This is a genomic window from Streptomonospora wellingtoniae (genome assembly GCF_031845375.1).
GTDB classification, from domain to species: Bacteria; Actinomycetota; Actinomycetes; order Streptosporangiales; family Streptosporangiaceae; genus Streptomonospora; species Streptomonospora wellingtoniae.
Window position 1 is genome coordinate 315,772 of the sequence record NZ_JAVREK010000001.1, and the last position, 13,573, is coordinate 329,344.

The 13,573-nt window shown below is 73.6% G+C and carries 15 protein-coding genes; 7 read left to right on the top strand and 8 right to left on the bottom strand.

Annotation, left to right across the window (positions count from 1 at the left end):
• Positions 1-15: 15 nt before the first annotated feature.
• The 3 genes from RM446_RS01335 to RM446_RS01345 form a co-directional block, all read right to left on the bottom strand.
• Entirely contained in the window at positions 16-1,170 is a 1,155-nt protein-coding gene (locus RM446_RS01335; RefSeq protein ID WP_311543178.1) for an Ldh family oxidoreductase, read from the bottom strand.
• A gap of 257 nt (positions 1,171-1,427) precedes the next feature.
• Positions 1,428-2,180: an IclR family transcriptional regulator gene (locus RM446_RS01340; RefSeq protein WP_311543179.1), complete on the bottom strand. Its 753-nt coding sequence runs from the start codon at positions 2,178-2,180 to the stop codon at positions 1,428-1,430.
• A gap of 78 nt (positions 2,181-2,258) precedes the next feature.
• Entirely contained in the window at positions 2,259-2,984 is a 726-nt protein-coding gene (locus tag RM446_RS01345; protein WP_311543180.1) for a response regulator transcription factor, read from the bottom strand.
• A gap of 251 nt (positions 2,985-3,235) precedes the next feature.
• Here RM446_RS01345 and RM446_RS01350 point away from each other — a divergent pair, with 251 nt between their 5' ends.
• From RM446_RS01350 to RM446_RS01360, 3 genes are read left to right on the top strand one after another with little or no spacing between them, the layout of a single operon-like run.
• Positions 3,236-4,243 carry a ring-cleaving dioxygenase gene (locus RM446_RS01350; RefSeq protein WP_311543181.1) on the top strand — a complete coding sequence of 336 codons (1,008 nt, stop codon included), beginning with the start codon at positions 3,236-3,238 and terminating at the stop codon, positions 4,241-4,243.
• A complete protein-coding gene (locus RM446_RS01355; RefSeq protein WP_311543182.1) occupies positions 4,240-4,935 on the top strand; it encodes an alpha/beta hydrolase in 696 nt (231 codons plus the stop codon). The genes RM446_RS01350 and RM446_RS01355 overlap by 4 nt, the downstream gene beginning before the upstream one ends.
• A gap of 26 nt (positions 4,936-4,961) precedes the next feature.
• Entirely contained in the window at positions 4,962-5,450 is a 489-nt protein-coding gene (locus RM446_RS01360) for a MarR family winged helix-turn-helix transcriptional regulator (RefSeq protein WP_311543183.1), read from the top strand.
• A gap of 95 nt (positions 5,451-5,545) precedes the next feature.
• Here RM446_RS01360 and RM446_RS01365 read toward each other — a convergent pair whose 3' ends face one another.
• From RM446_RS01365 to RM446_RS01380, 4 genes are all read right to left on the bottom strand, one after another.
• Positions 5,546-6,142 carry a TIGR03086 family metal-binding protein gene (locus RM446_RS01365; RefSeq protein WP_311543184.1) on the bottom strand — a complete coding sequence of 199 codons (597 nt, stop codon included), beginning with the start codon at positions 6,140-6,142 and terminating at the stop codon, positions 5,546-5,548.
• Entirely contained in the window at positions 6,054-6,992 is a 939-nt protein-coding gene (locus RM446_RS01370) for a helix-turn-helix domain-containing protein (RefSeq protein ID WP_311543185.1), read from the bottom strand. The genes RM446_RS01365 and RM446_RS01370 overlap by 89 nt, the downstream gene beginning before the upstream one ends.
• 356 nt (positions 6,993-7,348) lie before the next feature.
• Positions 7,349-7,786, bottom strand: a complete 438-nt coding sequence (locus RM446_RS01375) for a VOC family protein (protein WP_311543186.1) — start codon at positions 7,784-7,786, stop codon at positions 7,349-7,351.
• Position 7,787: 1 nt separating this feature from the next.
• Entirely contained in the window at positions 7,788-8,372 is a 585-nt protein-coding gene (locus RM446_RS01380; RefSeq protein ID WP_311543187.1) for a DinB family protein, read from the bottom strand.
• Between the two features lie 61 nt (positions 8,373-8,433).
• Between RM446_RS01380 and RM446_RS01385 the strand changes: the two genes are divergently transcribed.
• The 3 genes from RM446_RS01385 to RM446_RS01395 all read left to right on the top strand — a co-directional run bounded on the left by RM446_RS01385 (position 8,434) and on the right by RM446_RS01395 (position 11,770).
• Complete coding sequence (locus tag RM446_RS01385; protein ID WP_311543188.1) at positions 8,434-9,396, top strand: helix-turn-helix transcriptional regulator; 963 nt, start codon at positions 8,434-8,436, stop codon at positions 9,394-9,396.
• Positions 9,397-9,489: 93 nt separating this feature from the next.
• A complete protein-coding gene (locus tag RM446_RS01390) occupies positions 9,490-10,419 on the top strand; it encodes a metallophosphoesterase family protein (protein ID WP_311543189.1) in 930 nt (309 codons plus the stop codon).
• Between the two features lie 241 nt (positions 10,420-10,660).
• The gene (locus RM446_RS01395) at positions 10,661-11,770 is read left to right on the top strand and encodes an Rv2578c family radical SAM protein (protein ID WP_311543190.1); all 1,110 of its coding nucleotides are present in this window, start codon (positions 10,661-10,663) and stop codon (positions 11,768-11,770) included.
• Positions 11,771-11,864: 94 nt separating this feature from the next.
• Here the strand turns inward: RM446_RS01395 and RM446_RS01400 are convergent, their stop codons facing one another.
• Complete coding sequence (locus RM446_RS01400) at positions 11,865-12,764, bottom strand: endo alpha-1,4 polygalactosaminidase (protein WP_311543191.1); 900 nt, start codon at positions 12,762-12,764, stop codon at positions 11,865-11,867.
• 228 nt (positions 12,765-12,992) lie between these two features.
• Here RM446_RS01400 and RM446_RS01405 point away from each other — a divergent pair, with 228 nt between their 5' ends.
• Positions 12,993-13,568: a DUF4232 domain-containing protein gene (locus RM446_RS01405; protein ID WP_311543192.1), complete on the top strand. Its 576-nt coding sequence runs from the start codon at positions 12,993-12,995 to the stop codon at positions 13,566-13,568.
• The last annotated feature ends 5 nt before the right edge of the window (positions 13,569-13,573 follow it).

Here is a 13,573-nt window from a genome sequence, read left to right on the forward strand (position 1 = left end):
CCGGTCGGCCGGTGTTCAGCGTGTGGACCGCGCGGCAGAGTCGGCGGCGGGGTCGGCGGCGCGGCCCCCGCCCGCACCCGGGTCGTCGGTCTGCTGTTCCGCGGAGCGGTCGGCCACCAGGGCGGTCAACCCCTCCCACACCGAGGACGGCACAGGGATGCCGTTCTCGGCCCGCTCGGCACGGGCTCGCCGCTCGACGTCCCCGGGCACGAGCACTTCGTCGGCGCCTTCCGCCGCGGGTGTGCTGCGCAGTTCGGCGCAGAAGTCCTCGACCTGGGTGCGGAAGGCGTCGGCGGTCATGAACCGCGCCGGGTCGATGCCGATGAGCACCGTTCCGTTGTCGCCGCTGTAGCCGGGCAGGCAGGAGATCCCGCCGCCGGAGAGCAGGCCGCCGACCACCTCGATCATCACGCTGAGGCCGTAGCCCTTGTGCCCGGCGAAGGGCAGCAGGGCACCGCCCCGATAGAAGTCGGCGGGCTGAGTGGAGACACGCCCGGCGGAGTCCATCAGCACGCCGTCGGGCGCGTGCTCGCCGCGGGCGCGCGCCATCGCCAGCTTGCCCTCAGCGACGGCGGAGGTGGCCCAGTCCATCACCACCGGGGCGTCTCCCGCGGGGTCGTCGGCCGGGCCGCAGGGCAGAGCCCAGGCCAGCGGGTTGGTGCCGAGCCTGCGCTCGCGCCCGCCGAACGGCGCGACCGTCGGATCGACGTTGCACAGCGCGATGCCGATGTAGCCGGACTCGGCCACGGACTCCACGTACTCGCCGAGCCGGCCGATGTGGTTGCAGTCCCGGACCGCGGCGATTCCGATTCCCTGGCCCGCGACGACGTCGTTCAGCGCCCGGACTGCGGTGGCCGCGGCGACCTGCCCGAACGCGCGGTGGCCTCGGACGGTCAGCACGGCGCCGTCGGCGGGCTCGACCTCGGGCACGGCGTCGGGCTCGATCCGCCCCCGGTCCACAGCACGGGCGTAGATGGGCAGTCTCCGGACTCCGTGGGAGTCGTGGCCGACCAGGTTGGAGTCGACGAGGGACGCCGCCACCGCGAGCGCGACGCCGCGCGGTGCGCCCATGTTCCGCAGCGCGGCTTCGGCGAGCTCGGTCAGCTCACCTGGGGACACGAGGCGCGTCGTCCCTTCGTCGGCGTCGGCCGACCCGGCATTTGCGTCCATCCAGTCGGCCCCGATCGGCCGCTCTCCCCCGCTGTGCACAGCCTTCCCGTCCCTTCGAAAGGTTCGGCTTCCTTCGTTCCATTGAATGAAACGGCGTTCCACTGCGTTTCACGCATATTCGCACACGTGTGACGAACTGTGAAGGGGGTCACACGGCATGACATCGGCGACCGCGGCTGGAGAGCCTCGGCGGCGGGGCGCCGGGGCGGCGGGGCGGCGGGGCGGGGCGCCGGGAGCGGCGGGCTAAGGGGCGGGGCCTAAGGGGTGCCGAGGAGGGCGGAGATCTCGCGGGCCGCTGCGGCGACCTGGTCGCCGCGCCAGGCGGCGGTGCCCTCGGCGGGCATGTGCACCAGCGCCGCAACGCTCACGCCGCCCACCACCTCACCCGTGTAGTCGGTGATCGCTGCGCCGACCGCGCGCACGCCGGTCTCGTTCTCTTCGCGGTCCTCGGCGTAACCTCGGGCGCGCACCGCCGCCAGCTCGGCAACGAGGCTGTCCTCGTCGCAGATGGTGTCGGGAGTGCGGCTGGGCATGCCGGCGCGCTGCAGCAGCGCGTGCACGCGGTCGTCGGGCATGCGCGCCAGCATCGCCTTGCCGACGGAGGTGCTGTGCAGCCACAGCTGCATGCCCACCCGCGAAGCCAGGTGGTAGGGCTTGGTGCCCTCCAGCTTGGCGGCGTAGACGGCTTCGTCCCCGGTCAGCAGCGCGAGGTGCACCGTCCACCCGGTGCTCTGCTGGAGGCGCGAGAGCACGGGGTAGGCGTGGTGGGGCAGGTCGAGCCGGCGCATGTAGCGCCCGGCCAGCGAGAGCACACGCGGTCCGCCGGTGTAGTGGCCCTGGCCGTCCGTGCGCACGAAGTCGCGCGCCACCATCCGTTGCAGGATCCGGTGCACCGTCGGCTTGGGCAGCTCGGTGGCCGCCGCGATGTCGGCCAGCCGCGACGTGTGCGCCAGCGCCTCCAGCACGTCCAGCGTCCGGTCCGTCACCGTGTCTTTCTCACGCCCCTGCATACCCCGATTATCCGCACACCCGGAAACCCGACCGACCTCGCCGCCCCGCCCGCGAGGCGGCGGGGTGGAGAGCGGGCATCAGCGGGTCCCGTCGCTCCCGGGCTCCCCGTCGTCGTGGCCGGGGATCAGGCCGGCGTCGTGGACCAGCAGTGCGACCTGCACGCGGTTGTTCAAGTCGAGCTTGGACAGGATGCGGGAGACGTGGGTCTTGACCGTGGGCACGCTCAGGTGCAGGGACGCGCCGATGTCGGCGTTGGAGCGGCCCTGCGCGACGGCCACGGCGACCTCGTGCTCGCGCTCGTTGAGTGAGCGGAGCCGCTCACGCGCCCGCTCCCGCCGCCGACCGCGCCCGTCGCCGCCGGTGGCGCGCGTGATCAGCCGGCGGATCACCGAAGGCGACAGCACCGGCTGCCCCTGGGACACCCGGCGCACCGCCTCGACGATCTCGGCGGGCGGCGTGTCCTTGAGCACGAACCCGGCCGCGCCCGCTCCCAGCGCACGCAGCACGTGCTCGTCGGCGTCGAAGGTGGTGAGGACGACCACCTCGGGCGCGGCGGGCCGGGCGCGCAGCGCCTCGGTGGCCGCGAGCCCGTCCACCGCGGGCATCCGGATGTCCATCAGCACGACGTCGGGCCGCAGGCCGGCGACCAGCTCGGCGACGGCGGTACCGTCGCCCGCCTCCCCGACGACCTCCAGGTCGGGCGCGCCGCCGAGCATCATCCGCAGCCCCGCGCGCAGCAGCGGGTCGTCGTCGACGATCAGCACGCGGACCTTCGCGGCGTCCGAGTCAGCGGGGGCCGTCATGCCGCCAGCCTAGGGCGGCGGCGCGGGACGCCGAGCGAGAACCCGCACCACTTCTCCGTGTCCGCTCGACCGGCCCCCTCCGCGTCCACCGACCCGCCTCCCGGCCTCGCCGCCCCGCTCAACCCGACTCCTACCCCCTGCGCTGCACCTTCTCCGCGTCCTCTGGACCCGCCGCCGGAATATGGTTTAAAATTCAACTGTTTTCAGGGATGCGATCAACGGGGCAACTGAATCTGAGGGGGACGCCGACCATGGACGTGCGACCGGCGGGACTGCACCACGTCACCGCGATTGCCAGCGATCCGCAAGCCAACGCCGACTTCTATCTGAACGCGCTGGGCATGCGGCTGGTCAAGAAGACCGTCAACTTCGACGCGCCCGACACCTACCACCTGTACTACGGCGACCGCGCCGGCAACCCCGGCACGATCCTGACCTTCTTCCCCTGGCCCGACGCGCCGAAGGGGCGCCTGGGCGCGGGCCAGGCCACCACCACGTCCTTCTCTGTTCCCGAAGGCTCCCTGGGCTGGTGGCAGCGCCACCTCGCCGCGCTCGACATCGAGGCCGGCCGGCCCGCCGAGCGGCTCGGCGAGGACGTGCTGAGCCTCCGCGACCCCGATGGCCTCGTCATCGAGCTGGTCGCCGCTGCCGACTTCCACGACACCGACCCCTGGGACGGCGCGGGGATCCCGGTCGAACACGCCGTCCGCGGCATCCGCGGCGTCACCCTGACCGAGCACGACCTCGACGCCACGGCCGGCATGCTCCACGGCAAGCTCGGCTTCGAGCTCGCCGCAGAGCTGGGCGGCCGCTACCGCTTCCACACCAGCGCGGCCGGCCAGGGCGTGGGCACCGTCGTGGACGTCCTGGCAGACCGCGGCGCCCGCAGCGGCCTGGTGGCCGCCGGAACCGTGCACCACGTCGCCTACCGCGCCCCGGACCAGCCCACCCAGGTCCACTGGCAGCAGAGCCTGGCCGACGACGGCGTGGGCGTGACCGAGATCCGCGACCGCTCCTACTTCACCTCGGTCTACTTCCGCGAGCCCGGCGGTGTCCTACTGGAGATCGCCACCGACGGCCCCGGCTTCGACTACGACGAGCCCCTGCTGCAGCTGGGCCGAAGGCTGAAGCTGCCTCCGTGGCTGGAACCGCAGCGCGACGAGATCGAGCGGCACCTGCCGGAGCTGGTCGTCGGCGAGCACGAGGACTCCGACCGGCCGGCCGCGAGCGCCGCGCGCGACGACGAGGCGGCCCGATGAGCGCGGCCGCCGGCTTCCACCACGTCTACGTGCCCGCCGAGGCGCCCGGGCGGCCGACCCTGCTCCTGCTGCACGGCACCGGTGCCGACGAGCACGACCTCCTCGGCCTCGGGCGGGCGCTGGCGCCGGGGGCGGCCCTGCTGTCGCCCCGCGGCAAGGTCAGCGAGAACGGCCTCAACCGCTGGTTCCGGCGCCTGCGCGAGGGCGTCTACGACACCGAGGACGTCATCGCGCGCTCCGGCGAGCTGGTCGGTTTCGTGGAGTCCGCCGTCGCGGAGTACGGACTCGACCCGCGCGGCGTCGTCGCGGCGGGCTTCTCCAACGGAGCGAACATCGCCGCGGCCACCCTGCTGCTGCACCCCGGCGCGCTGGCAGGCGCCGCCCTGTTCGCCGCCGCGGCGCCGCTGCAGGACCGCGAACCCCCCATGGCCGACCTGTCGGGGACGCCCGTGTTCCTGGGCGCGGGCCGCATCGACCCGATGACGACCATCGAGGAGGCGCGGCTGCTCACCCGCCAGCTGCGCGAACGCGGCGCCGACGTCACCCTGCAGGAGCACGGCGGAGGCCACGAGCTGCCGATCCCCGTGCTCGACGCCGCACGCCGGTGGCTGGCCGGGAGCGGTCTCGGCGGGTCGGCGCCGGCCGCGCCAGACGGGCCTGCCGCGGAGGGAACCGGTCGCGGGACCGGGTGACGGCCGGCGTGAGTACGATGGCGCCCATGACCGCAAGGGAGGAGGGCGTGCGCTGGCTCGACGCCGAGGAGCAGTCCGTCTGGCGCTCGCTGCTCCGGGCGCAGTCCCGCATCGAGGAGGAGCTGGACCGCGATCTGCAGGCGCGCAGCGGGGTCGGCCTCGTCGAGTTCGGGATCCTCGTCGCCCTGTCGGAGGCTCCCGGCATGCGGATGCGGATGCGGGTACTGGCCGACAGCGTCATCGTGTCCAAGAGCCGCCTGTCCCACCAGATCACACGGCTGGAGCGCGCCGGCTACGTGCGCCGCGAGCCCTGCGAGGAGGACCGCCGCGGCTTCTGGGCGATCCTCACCGACCAGGGGCTGGAGGTGCTGCGCGCTGCCGCCGGAGGGCACGTGACGCGGGTGCGCGAGCGCGTGTTCGACCGCCTCACGCGCGAGCAGGTGCGCCAGCTCGGCGCCGTCATGCGGCTCCTGGAGCCCGGAGACGGCGCCGGAGGCGGACCGAACCCCCGTTGATCTTGTAGCTATCGTGAAGGAAAGCGATTTCCAGTGACGATGGCTACAAGATCGACGGGGTGTGCCGGTGGCGGAGGCGCGGCCGACCGCCCCGCTCAGGGGCGGCGGCCGAGGTAGGCCAGCATCCGGTCCTGCTCGGACGCGGACTCGGGCACGCTGACCTCGGGACCGCAGACTCCCTCCATGCGGAGGGTGTCGCCCAGTCGGCGCGCGCCTTCGAAAACGCGGGTCACCTCGGCGGCGGGCAGGGTCTCGTCCTGCCCGGTGGCACGGGCGAGGTCCCAGGCGTGCACGACCAGGTCGAAGCCCAGGAAGTCGTCGACCGTCCGTGCGAGGCTGATGCGGCCGAAGTAGCCGTCGAACTCCTTGGCCGCCTGCTCGGGGTCGTCGAGCACCTCCTGCAGGGCCGAGCGCGCTTCGTGCCAGGCGGCGACCGGGTCGTCCTCGACGCTGGTCCGCAGTTCGATCGCCACCCCCACGTAGGAGGGCATGTTCGTGTGGTTGTCGATCATGTGGCGCAGCAGGTCGCGTGCCGTCCATCCGGGGCACGGCGTCGGGGAGGCCCAACGGCCTTCGGGGACGCCTTCGACCCGCCGGGAGAACTCAGCGGACAGCTCCCGGTAGCGCTCGGCGATCTGCACGGTGTCGGGCTTGGGCGTATCGGCGTTCGTCGCCGTGTTCGCGTTGTCCATGGCGACGATTCTGCAGGGTGGCGGTGGCCGCGGTCGTGTACGGATCGGACACCGCGGCAGGAACCATCCCGGCCCCCAGCGCGGCGGCGGGCGGTGCGCCCTCCTGCGCACCGGACCGGCGCGGCGGGCGCCCGACGAGTTCGTGCGGCGAGGCTCCTCCAAGGTCGCGGCACTCCCGGTACAGGTGCGACTGGTCGGTGAATCCGGCGTTGTGCGCGAGACCGGCGAGGTCGGTGGGGGCCGCGGGATGGCGGGCCAGGTACAGGAAGCGCTGGAGGCGCAGAATGCGGCGCAGGACCGAGGGCCCGTAGCCGAACGCCGCCGTGCAGCGCCGGTGGAGCTGGCGTTGGCTCAGCCCCGTCTCGGCGGCGAGCTCGGCGACCGGTGTGGCGGGGTCGGCGGTGAGCATGCCGGCGACCGCCGTCGCCACGGGATCTGCGGGAGGTGTGTCCCGCTGACTGGCGCGGACCAAGTCCTCCAGGACGGCGACGCGCTCGCGGTCCCCGCCGGCCTCGTCGAGCTGTTCGAGCAGCCTGCGCTGCCGGGCCGGACCGAGGACGTCCTCGATCGGGATCCGGCGCTCGCGGGCGTCGGCGGTGTCCATCCCCAGCACGGCGCCGGCGCGGCCCGGGCGGAAGCGGATGCCCACCGCGGCGGTTCTGGGCGGCAGGGAGAACGTCCATCCGGCGGTCTCGGGACCGCACACGACGAGGCGGCCCCCGTCGATCCACAGGACGTCCACGCACCCGTCGGGCACCAGGCGGTGGCGGCCCTCGATACGCGCGGTCCAGCTCAGCACGAGGTCGTCCGCCAGATCCGCCGCTACGGGCTCGGGCGTGTACCAGGTCATGGCTTCCCTCCGATCCGGCGGCGGAAGCGGGCGTCCCGCACGTGCGGGACGGCCGTGCCGCCGGTGCCAGCGGGGGCGCAGCCGGCCGTCCGGACGTCCGGCGGGCCGCGGTGCGGCCCCGCCGGCGAACGGGGACCACGGGCCCCCGACGCCACTCTAGTGCTGTGACCGGCGGCGTTCACCGGGCCGACCGCCGGATCGGGTCTTCGGCGGCGCTGGCGGCTCCCGGACTGAACGGCGCCGGGGCGCGGATCCGAATCGCGGCGGCGTCCGGCCTCCCGACGCGGCCGCCGCCGTGCCCCGCGGCGGAGCCCGGTACCGGCCGCGCCGGTCCCGCCGGCTCCCCGCGCCTGCGGTCAGTCGAGGCAGAACTCGTTGCCCTCGGGATCGGCCATCACGATGTGGCCGGCCCCGAGCGGCGGGGCGGGCTCATGGCGCCTGATCCGTGCCGCGCCGCGCGAGGTGAGCCGCTCCGCCTCGGCCTCCAGGGCCGCCATCCGCGCGTCGCCGTCGAGCCCGGGCGCCGCTCGCACGTCGAGGTGCACCCGGTTCTTGACCTTTTTGCCCTCCGGCACACGCTGGAAGAACAGACGCGGCCCCGAGCCCTCGGGGTCGACCACCGCCGAGGCGTCGTTGCGCCGCTCCGGCGGCACCCCCATCGCCTCCAGGGCCTGCTCCCACGTCGCGAAGCCCGCGGGCGGGTCCTGCACCTTGTATCCCAGGGCCTCGCCCCAGAACGCCGCCAATCCTGCGGGGTCGGCGCAGTCGATCGTGATCTGGATGTCGCGGGCCATGTCAGCTCGCCCCCTGCCTGATCTCCGGGCGGGTGTGCGCATACAGGTCCCGAAGCAGGCACACCTCCGCCAGATGGTGGATCGTTTCGCGGTTGATATGGGCGACCAGCTCCGCCATGGAGTGCTCGGCGTAGGCCCCTTCCGCCTCTCCGCACGGGCGGGCGAGGCCGCCTTCGCCCAGGGACTCGACTCCGGCCTGCCACGCGGCGTACTCCGCGTCGAGCTGGGCGAGCGCCTCAGAAGCCGTCTCGGCGTACTCGAACGACCAGTAGTCGACGGGCGCGCGGCCGAAGTGGGAGGCGTTGCGCATCGCCAGCACGCCGACGATCACATGGCCGAGCCGCCAGGCGATCGTCGTGAACGGCGCCGGGTCGGGCTCGGGATACGCGAAGTCGATGGTCACGGCGCCGGACCCGCCCTGCACCGGTGCGGTGGCGGTCCCCCGCGGGCGCACGCTCCAGCAGCCATCCACCGGCTCCCGGAAGTACTCGTCGTCGGTGAGCCCGTCGAGGCGGCCGCGGAGCTGGTTGGTCCAGTGCCAGTCGAGCTGCTCTCTCAGCAGCCTGTTCCATGAGTGATCGGTCATGGCTCCAGCCTCCTCCCAATAACGGACAGATTCGTTCCGTAATCCGTGCGACGATGCGCCTATGACCGTCGAGGCGACCACCGAGCGTGTGCTGCGGCTGCTGGCGCTCCTTCAGCGGCGGCCGTCCTGGACCGCCGCCGAGCTCGCGGCCGAACTGGGGGTGACCGACCGGTCGGTGCGCCGCGACGTGGAGCGCCTGCGCGCACTGGGCTATCCCGTGCACGCGGCGCCGGGCGTCGGCGGCGGCTACCAACTCGGGGCGGGCACCCGGCTGCCGCCGCTGCTCTTCGACGACGAGGAGGCCACCGCGACGGCGGTCTCCCTGCGGCTGGCGTCGGGCGGCACGGTAGCCGGGGCGAGCGAGGCGGCGCTGCGAGCGCTCGCGAAGCTCGACCAGGTGATGCCGCCCCGGCTGCGCGCCGAGGTACGGGCGGTGCACGGCGCCACCGAGACCCTTGTCGGCCCCGGGGTGGAGGTCGACGCGGAGGTGCTGGTGACGCTGGCGCGGGCCTGCCGCGACGCCGTGCGGGTGCGGTTCGGCTACGCCGGCCGCGACGGTCGGCAGAGCGAGCGCACGGTCGAGCCGGTGCGGATGGTCACCACCGGTCGCCGCTGGTACCTGATGGCCTGGGACTCCGACCGCGACGACTGGCGCACCTTCCGGCTGGACCGGATGCACGAGGTGGCGGCGACCACGTGGCGCTTCCGGGCGCGGGACCACCCGGACCCGGTCGCCTACGTGCAGCGGTCGGTCACCGGGGCGCCGTACCGGTATCTCGCCCGGGTGCGGCTCCGCGCCCGCGCCGACCAGGTGCGGGCGCTGGTGCCGCCCCAGGTCGCGCGCATCGACGACGACGGAGAGGAGGGGTGGTGCGTACTCGTCGGCGGAGCGGACGAGCCGGAGGCGATCGCCATGCACGTGGCGAGGCTGGGCTTCGAGGCGGAGGTGCTGGACCCCCCTGAGCTGCGCGAGGCCGCCGCGGTGCTCGCCCGGCGCCTCGCGGCGATGGCGGAGTCGGGCTGAGCGCCCCCGCCGGTTCGCGTGCGGACCGGCCGCAGAGTGGCGTGAGCGAGGGTCGGGTGCACGGGTTCGCGGAGAATGTCCGAGACTGTTCGAATGACGGCAGACGAGCCGAACCGAGCCTGGGAGGGCCGAGGGCCGATGCCCGGACCGAACGCCGCAGACGGGCCCGCAGGCGCCGCCGCGCCCGCGGGTGAGCCGCACCTGCTCGCCATCAGCGACCTGCACGTGTCCCACAGCGGCAACCGCGGGGTGCTGGAGGGCCTGCACCCAGCCACCGACGGCGACTGGCTGATCGTGGCCGGGGATGTCGCCGAGACCCCCGCCGCCGTCGAGGAGGCGCTGCGCATGCTGCGCGGGCGGTTCGCCGAGGTGGTGTGGGTACCCGGAAACCACGAGCTGTGGACCACGCCGCGCGACCCGCTGCAGCTGCGCGGCGTCGAGCGCTATGAACAGCTTGTGGACATCTGCCGGGGCCTGGGCGTGCACACCCCCGAGGACCCGTTCCCCGTGTGGCGCGGCGCGGGCGGTCCGGTCACGGTGGTTCCGCTGTTCACCCTCTACGACTACACGTTCCATCCGCCCGGCACCTCCACCAAGGAGGACGGGCTGGCCTACGCCCGCAGCACCGGCGTGGTCTGCACCGACGAGTTCATGCTCCACCCCGACCCCTACCCCTCCCTGGACGAGTGGTGCCGGGCCCGGCTGGAGTACAGCGAGCGCCGCCTGGCTTCGGTCGACGGTCCGACCGTGCTGGTCAACCACTACCCGCTCGTGCGCGAACCCACCGATGTCCTCCACTATCCCGAGTTCGCCCAATGGTGCGGCAGCGTCCACACGGCCGGATGGCACGTGAAGTACGACGCCGCCGCGGTCGTCTACGGCCACCTGCACATCCCCCGGACCACCTACCACGACGGGGTGCGGTTCCAGGAGGTCTCGGTCGGCTACCCGCGCGAGTGGCGGCGCCGCCCCATCCCCGACAACCGCCTCTACCAGGTGTTCCCCGCACCGACGGTGGCCTAGCGGCCGGGACCCGGCGCGCGGCCGTGCCCGGGCCGCTCCGGGACATCCCGGGGGCCGGAACCGCCCGCCGATCCCCCAGAACAGAGCGGAAGGCACATCCGACATGGCCGACCGGTTCGCATGGGTTCGAGGTGCGCCTCAGGCACCGGACGGTGGTCCTCGAGGCGGGCGCGGGTCTCCAGGTCACCGGGCTGCGGACAGCCACTGGACACGCATTCGAACCTGTGTTCGTATTGGGGGTATGCGATGGGAATCCTTGCGTGACCAGCACGACGAACCCGCGCTGTTCGAGCGCACGGACGTCGCCCCCGCCCCCTCCGCTTGGGCCCGCGGCACCGGGCGGGCCGGGCTGGCCGATCCCGGGCCGGAGCCGGTCCTCGGCGGCGACGGCGGCGACGCCGTGGCCGTCGAGATCCGCGCCCGTTCGGTCATCAACCGCGTCCCCGGCGAGGCCGCGGTCCCCTTCCGCTGGACCGTCAACCCCTACCGGGGCTGCAGCCATGCCTGCGTCTACTGCTTCGCCCGGCGGACCCACGAGTACCTGGACCTCGACTCCGGGCACGACTTCGACTCCAAGATCATGGTCAAGGTCAACGCCGGCGAGCTGCTGCGGCGTGAGCTGGCCGACCCGCGGTGGGCGGGCGAGCCGATCGCGATGGGCACCAACACCGATCCCTACCAGCGGGCCGAGGGGCGCTACCGGCTGATGCCGCAGATCATCGCTGCGCTGCGCGACTTCGCGAACCCGTTCTCCGTCCTCACCAAGGGGCGGCTCATCCTGCGCGACCTCGACCTGCTCGAACAGGCGGCCCGAGTCACCGATGTGGGCCTGGCGGTTTCGGTCGGCTCCCTCGACGAGGCCGTGTGGCGCTCCGCCGAGCCCGGCACTCCGCGCCCCGCCTCCCGGCTGGACGTCGTCCGCCGGTGCGCCGACCGCGGGTTGGACTGCTCCGTGCTGATGGCGCCGATCCTGCCAGGCCTGACCGACTCGGCCGAGCAGATCGAGGCGACGGTCGCCGCCATCGCCGAGTCCGGCGCCGCGAATGTGACCCCGATCCTGCTCCACCTGCGCCCCGGCGCGCGCGAGTGGTACATGCAGTGGCTCGCTCGCGAGCATCCGCAGCTGGTACCGCGCTACCGCGAGCTCTACCGCCGCGGCGCCTACGCTCCCAAGCCGTACCGCGACCTGGTCGGCGGGCGCGTGCGCGAGGCCGCGCGCCGCCACGGCCTGCTGCGCCCCGGCAGCGACGACACGCCGCGGCACCGCCCAGCACCGGCCGCCGGCTCCGCCCCGGCGGTGTCCGACGGCGGCTCCGCCCGCGGCGGCGAGCAGCTGACGCTGCTCCAGTGACGCCCGCGGCCCCGAGGTGTGCGAGGCCCAGCATCGCCGTTGATCTTGTAGCCATCGTAAAGGAAAGCGATTTCCATTTGCGATGGCTACAAGATCAACGGATTGCAGGCCCCGCCGAACCGTCGCAGGTGGCGTAGACGTACTCCGCGGAGTCCGGCGTCGCCACGTCCAGGTCCCGCAGCACCGCCGAGACTCCGAGGCCGCCAAAGGAGCAGGCGGCGGGCATGTCCTGGTCGCGGTACTCCACGTCCAGCACCCGGTCCGGATACGCGCCGGCGTAGACGCCGCACTCGTTCCAGCGGCCGCACTCCTCGGTTACCGCGAAGTCGAAGCCGGCCACCGGACCGCCGTCCGCGTCCTTGATCAGCTCCGCCGCGTTCTTCTGCCCGGCGGCTAAGCCCTCGGCGTGGGCGCGGGCCGCCAGCAGTTCGGCGAACGCGACTGCGTCCGCGCGGCCGAGCAGGCCCTGCGAACGCGTCCACGAGTCCAGGTTGTCCAGCTCCACGGCATCGAACCCGTCCTCGGCGCAGCCCTCGATCCACCCGCCGACGACCTCCGCGGCCGCTTCGCGCTTGTCCGCCGTCGAGACGTCGATCAGCGCCTCGTCCCAATCGGCGTCGACGACCGGCTCGCCGTCGGCGTCGCGCAGCAGCAGCTCGGGGTGGTCCTCGCGCCACCGGTCGAGCTCCGCGGGCTGCACCTGGAAGCCGTTGACGTAGCAGACGTTGTAGGCGCCGCCGGCGGGCTCGTCGAGGCGGTCCCGGACGACCGCCTCCACGCCTTCCGGCAGAGGGTAGGCCCCGCCGATCTGATAGTCGAAGGCCGCGTGCGCGGGCGGCGGCTCGGGAGACGCGGCCTGCCCACCGGAGGAGCCGGCGGACTCCTCCGCGGCGGCCGGCCGGACGCTCGCGTCACCGGGGCCGCTCGGCGCGCAGGCGGCGACGGCGAGGAGGGCGGCCATCGGGAGGGGGCGCACTGCGCTCCGCAGAGTCATGGCAGCAAACCTACCGCCGTTCGGCCGCCTTCCGGCGCCTGCGCACGGCTCGCCGACGGTGGAGCACGCGAACCGCGGCGCACCCCTCAGCCATCGGTTTACCTGCACCGACGTCCAGATCAGGCCGTGATATCCCCCGGCGTTTCCCGAACCGACGCCCCCGAGAGACCGATCACAATCGGTGACAACGCAACGACCCGGGCTGCAACGTCCGTGAAAAGGGGAGCCATGTCCGCACGCACGTCCACCACCGCCGCCGCCCGCGGCGTCCGCACCGCCGTCGTCACCGGGGTGGCGCTGCCCGCCCTGCTGGCGGCTGCGCCGCTCGCTGCGGCCGACACCGCCGGTGCCGGGGGCACCGGCGCGGTACCCGGCTGCGAGTCCCACCACGTCAAGCTGATTGAGAACGGCCGCAGCGCCGCGGCCGGCACCACGGCCTTCCATTTCGCGTTGGACCGCGTCTCCGACGGTGACGGCGCCTGCCTGATGCCCGGCTCCGTGGAGGTGCGCTGGGTGGACGGCGACGGTGAGCAGATCGGCTCCTGGGCGCGCCAGCGCAGCGAGCCCGGCGAGGCGTTCGTAATCGACGAGGCGGATGTCGCCGAGTTCACCATGTTCCACGCCAACACCGGCAACTACCCGCCGGACGACTGCGAGCCCACGGAGGCCGCCGGCATCGAGTACGCGGTCGGCCCCAACGGAGAACTCGCCTACGCAGGGCTGGGCCCGGGCCTGTCCGTCTGCGCCGACCCCGGGATCCGGGGCACGAGTCTCTCGCCGGTGACGCCCAGCCCCTACAACTGAGGACC

Excerpts from the sequence above, each read along its gene's own strand:
- RM446_RS01385 (WP_311543188.1), top strand. The coding sequence starts at position 8,434 with ATGACCGTCGAGGCGACCACCGAGCGTGTGCTGCGGCTGCTGGCGCTC.
- RM446_RS01355 (WP_311543182.1), top strand. The coding sequence starts at position 4,240 with ATGAGCGCGGCCGCCGGCTTCCACCACGTCTACGTGCCCGCCGAGGCG.
- RM446_RS01350 (WP_311543181.1), top strand. The coding sequence starts at position 3,236 with ATGGACGTGCGACCGGCGGGACTGCACCACGTCACCGCGATTGCCAGC.
- RM446_RS01345 (WP_311543180.1), bottom strand. The coding sequence starts at position 2,984 with ATGACGGCCCCCGCTGACTCGGACGCCGCGAAGGTCCGCGTGCTGATC.
- RM446_RS01360 (WP_311543183.1), top strand. The coding sequence starts at position 4,962 with ATGACCGCAAGGGAGGAGGGCGTGCGCTGGCTCGACGCCGAGGAGCAG.
- RM446_RS01390 (WP_311543189.1), top strand. The coding sequence starts at position 9,490 with ATGACGGCAGACGAGCCGAACCGAGCCTGGGAGGGCCGAGGGCCGATG.
- RM446_RS01375 (WP_311543186.1), bottom strand. The coding sequence starts at position 7,786 with ATGGCCCGCGACATCCAGATCACGATCGACTGCGCCGACCCCGCAGGA.
- RM446_RS01400 (WP_311543191.1), bottom strand. The coding sequence starts at position 12,764 with ATGACTCTGCGGAGCGCAGTGCGCCCCCTCCCGATGGCCGCCCTCCTC.
- RM446_RS01395 (WP_311543190.1), top strand. The coding sequence starts at position 10,661 with ATGCGATGGGAATCCTTGCGTGACCAGCACGACGAACCCGCGCTGTTC.
- RM446_RS01405 (WP_311543192.1), top strand. The coding sequence starts at position 12,993 with ATGTCCGCACGCACGTCCACCACCGCCGCCGCCCGCGGCGTCCGCACC.
- RM446_RS01335 (WP_311543178.1), bottom strand. The coding sequence starts at position 1,170 with ATGGACGCAAATGCCGGGTCGGCCGACGCCGACGAAGGGACGACGCGC.
- RM446_RS01365 (WP_311543184.1), bottom strand. The coding sequence starts at position 6,142 with ATGGACAACGCGAACACGGCGACGAACGCCGATACGCCCAAGCCCGAC.
- RM446_RS01370 (WP_311543185.1), bottom strand. The coding sequence starts at position 6,992 with ATGACCTGGTACACGCCCGAGCCCGTAGCGGCGGATCTGGCGGACGAC.
- RM446_RS01340 (WP_311543179.1), bottom strand. The coding sequence starts at position 2,180 with ATGCAGGGGCGTGAGAAAGACACGGTGACGGACCGGACGCTGGACGTG.
- RM446_RS01380 (WP_311543187.1), bottom strand. The coding sequence starts at position 8,372 with ATGACCGATCACTCATGGAACAGGCTGCTGAGAGAGCAGCTCGACTGG.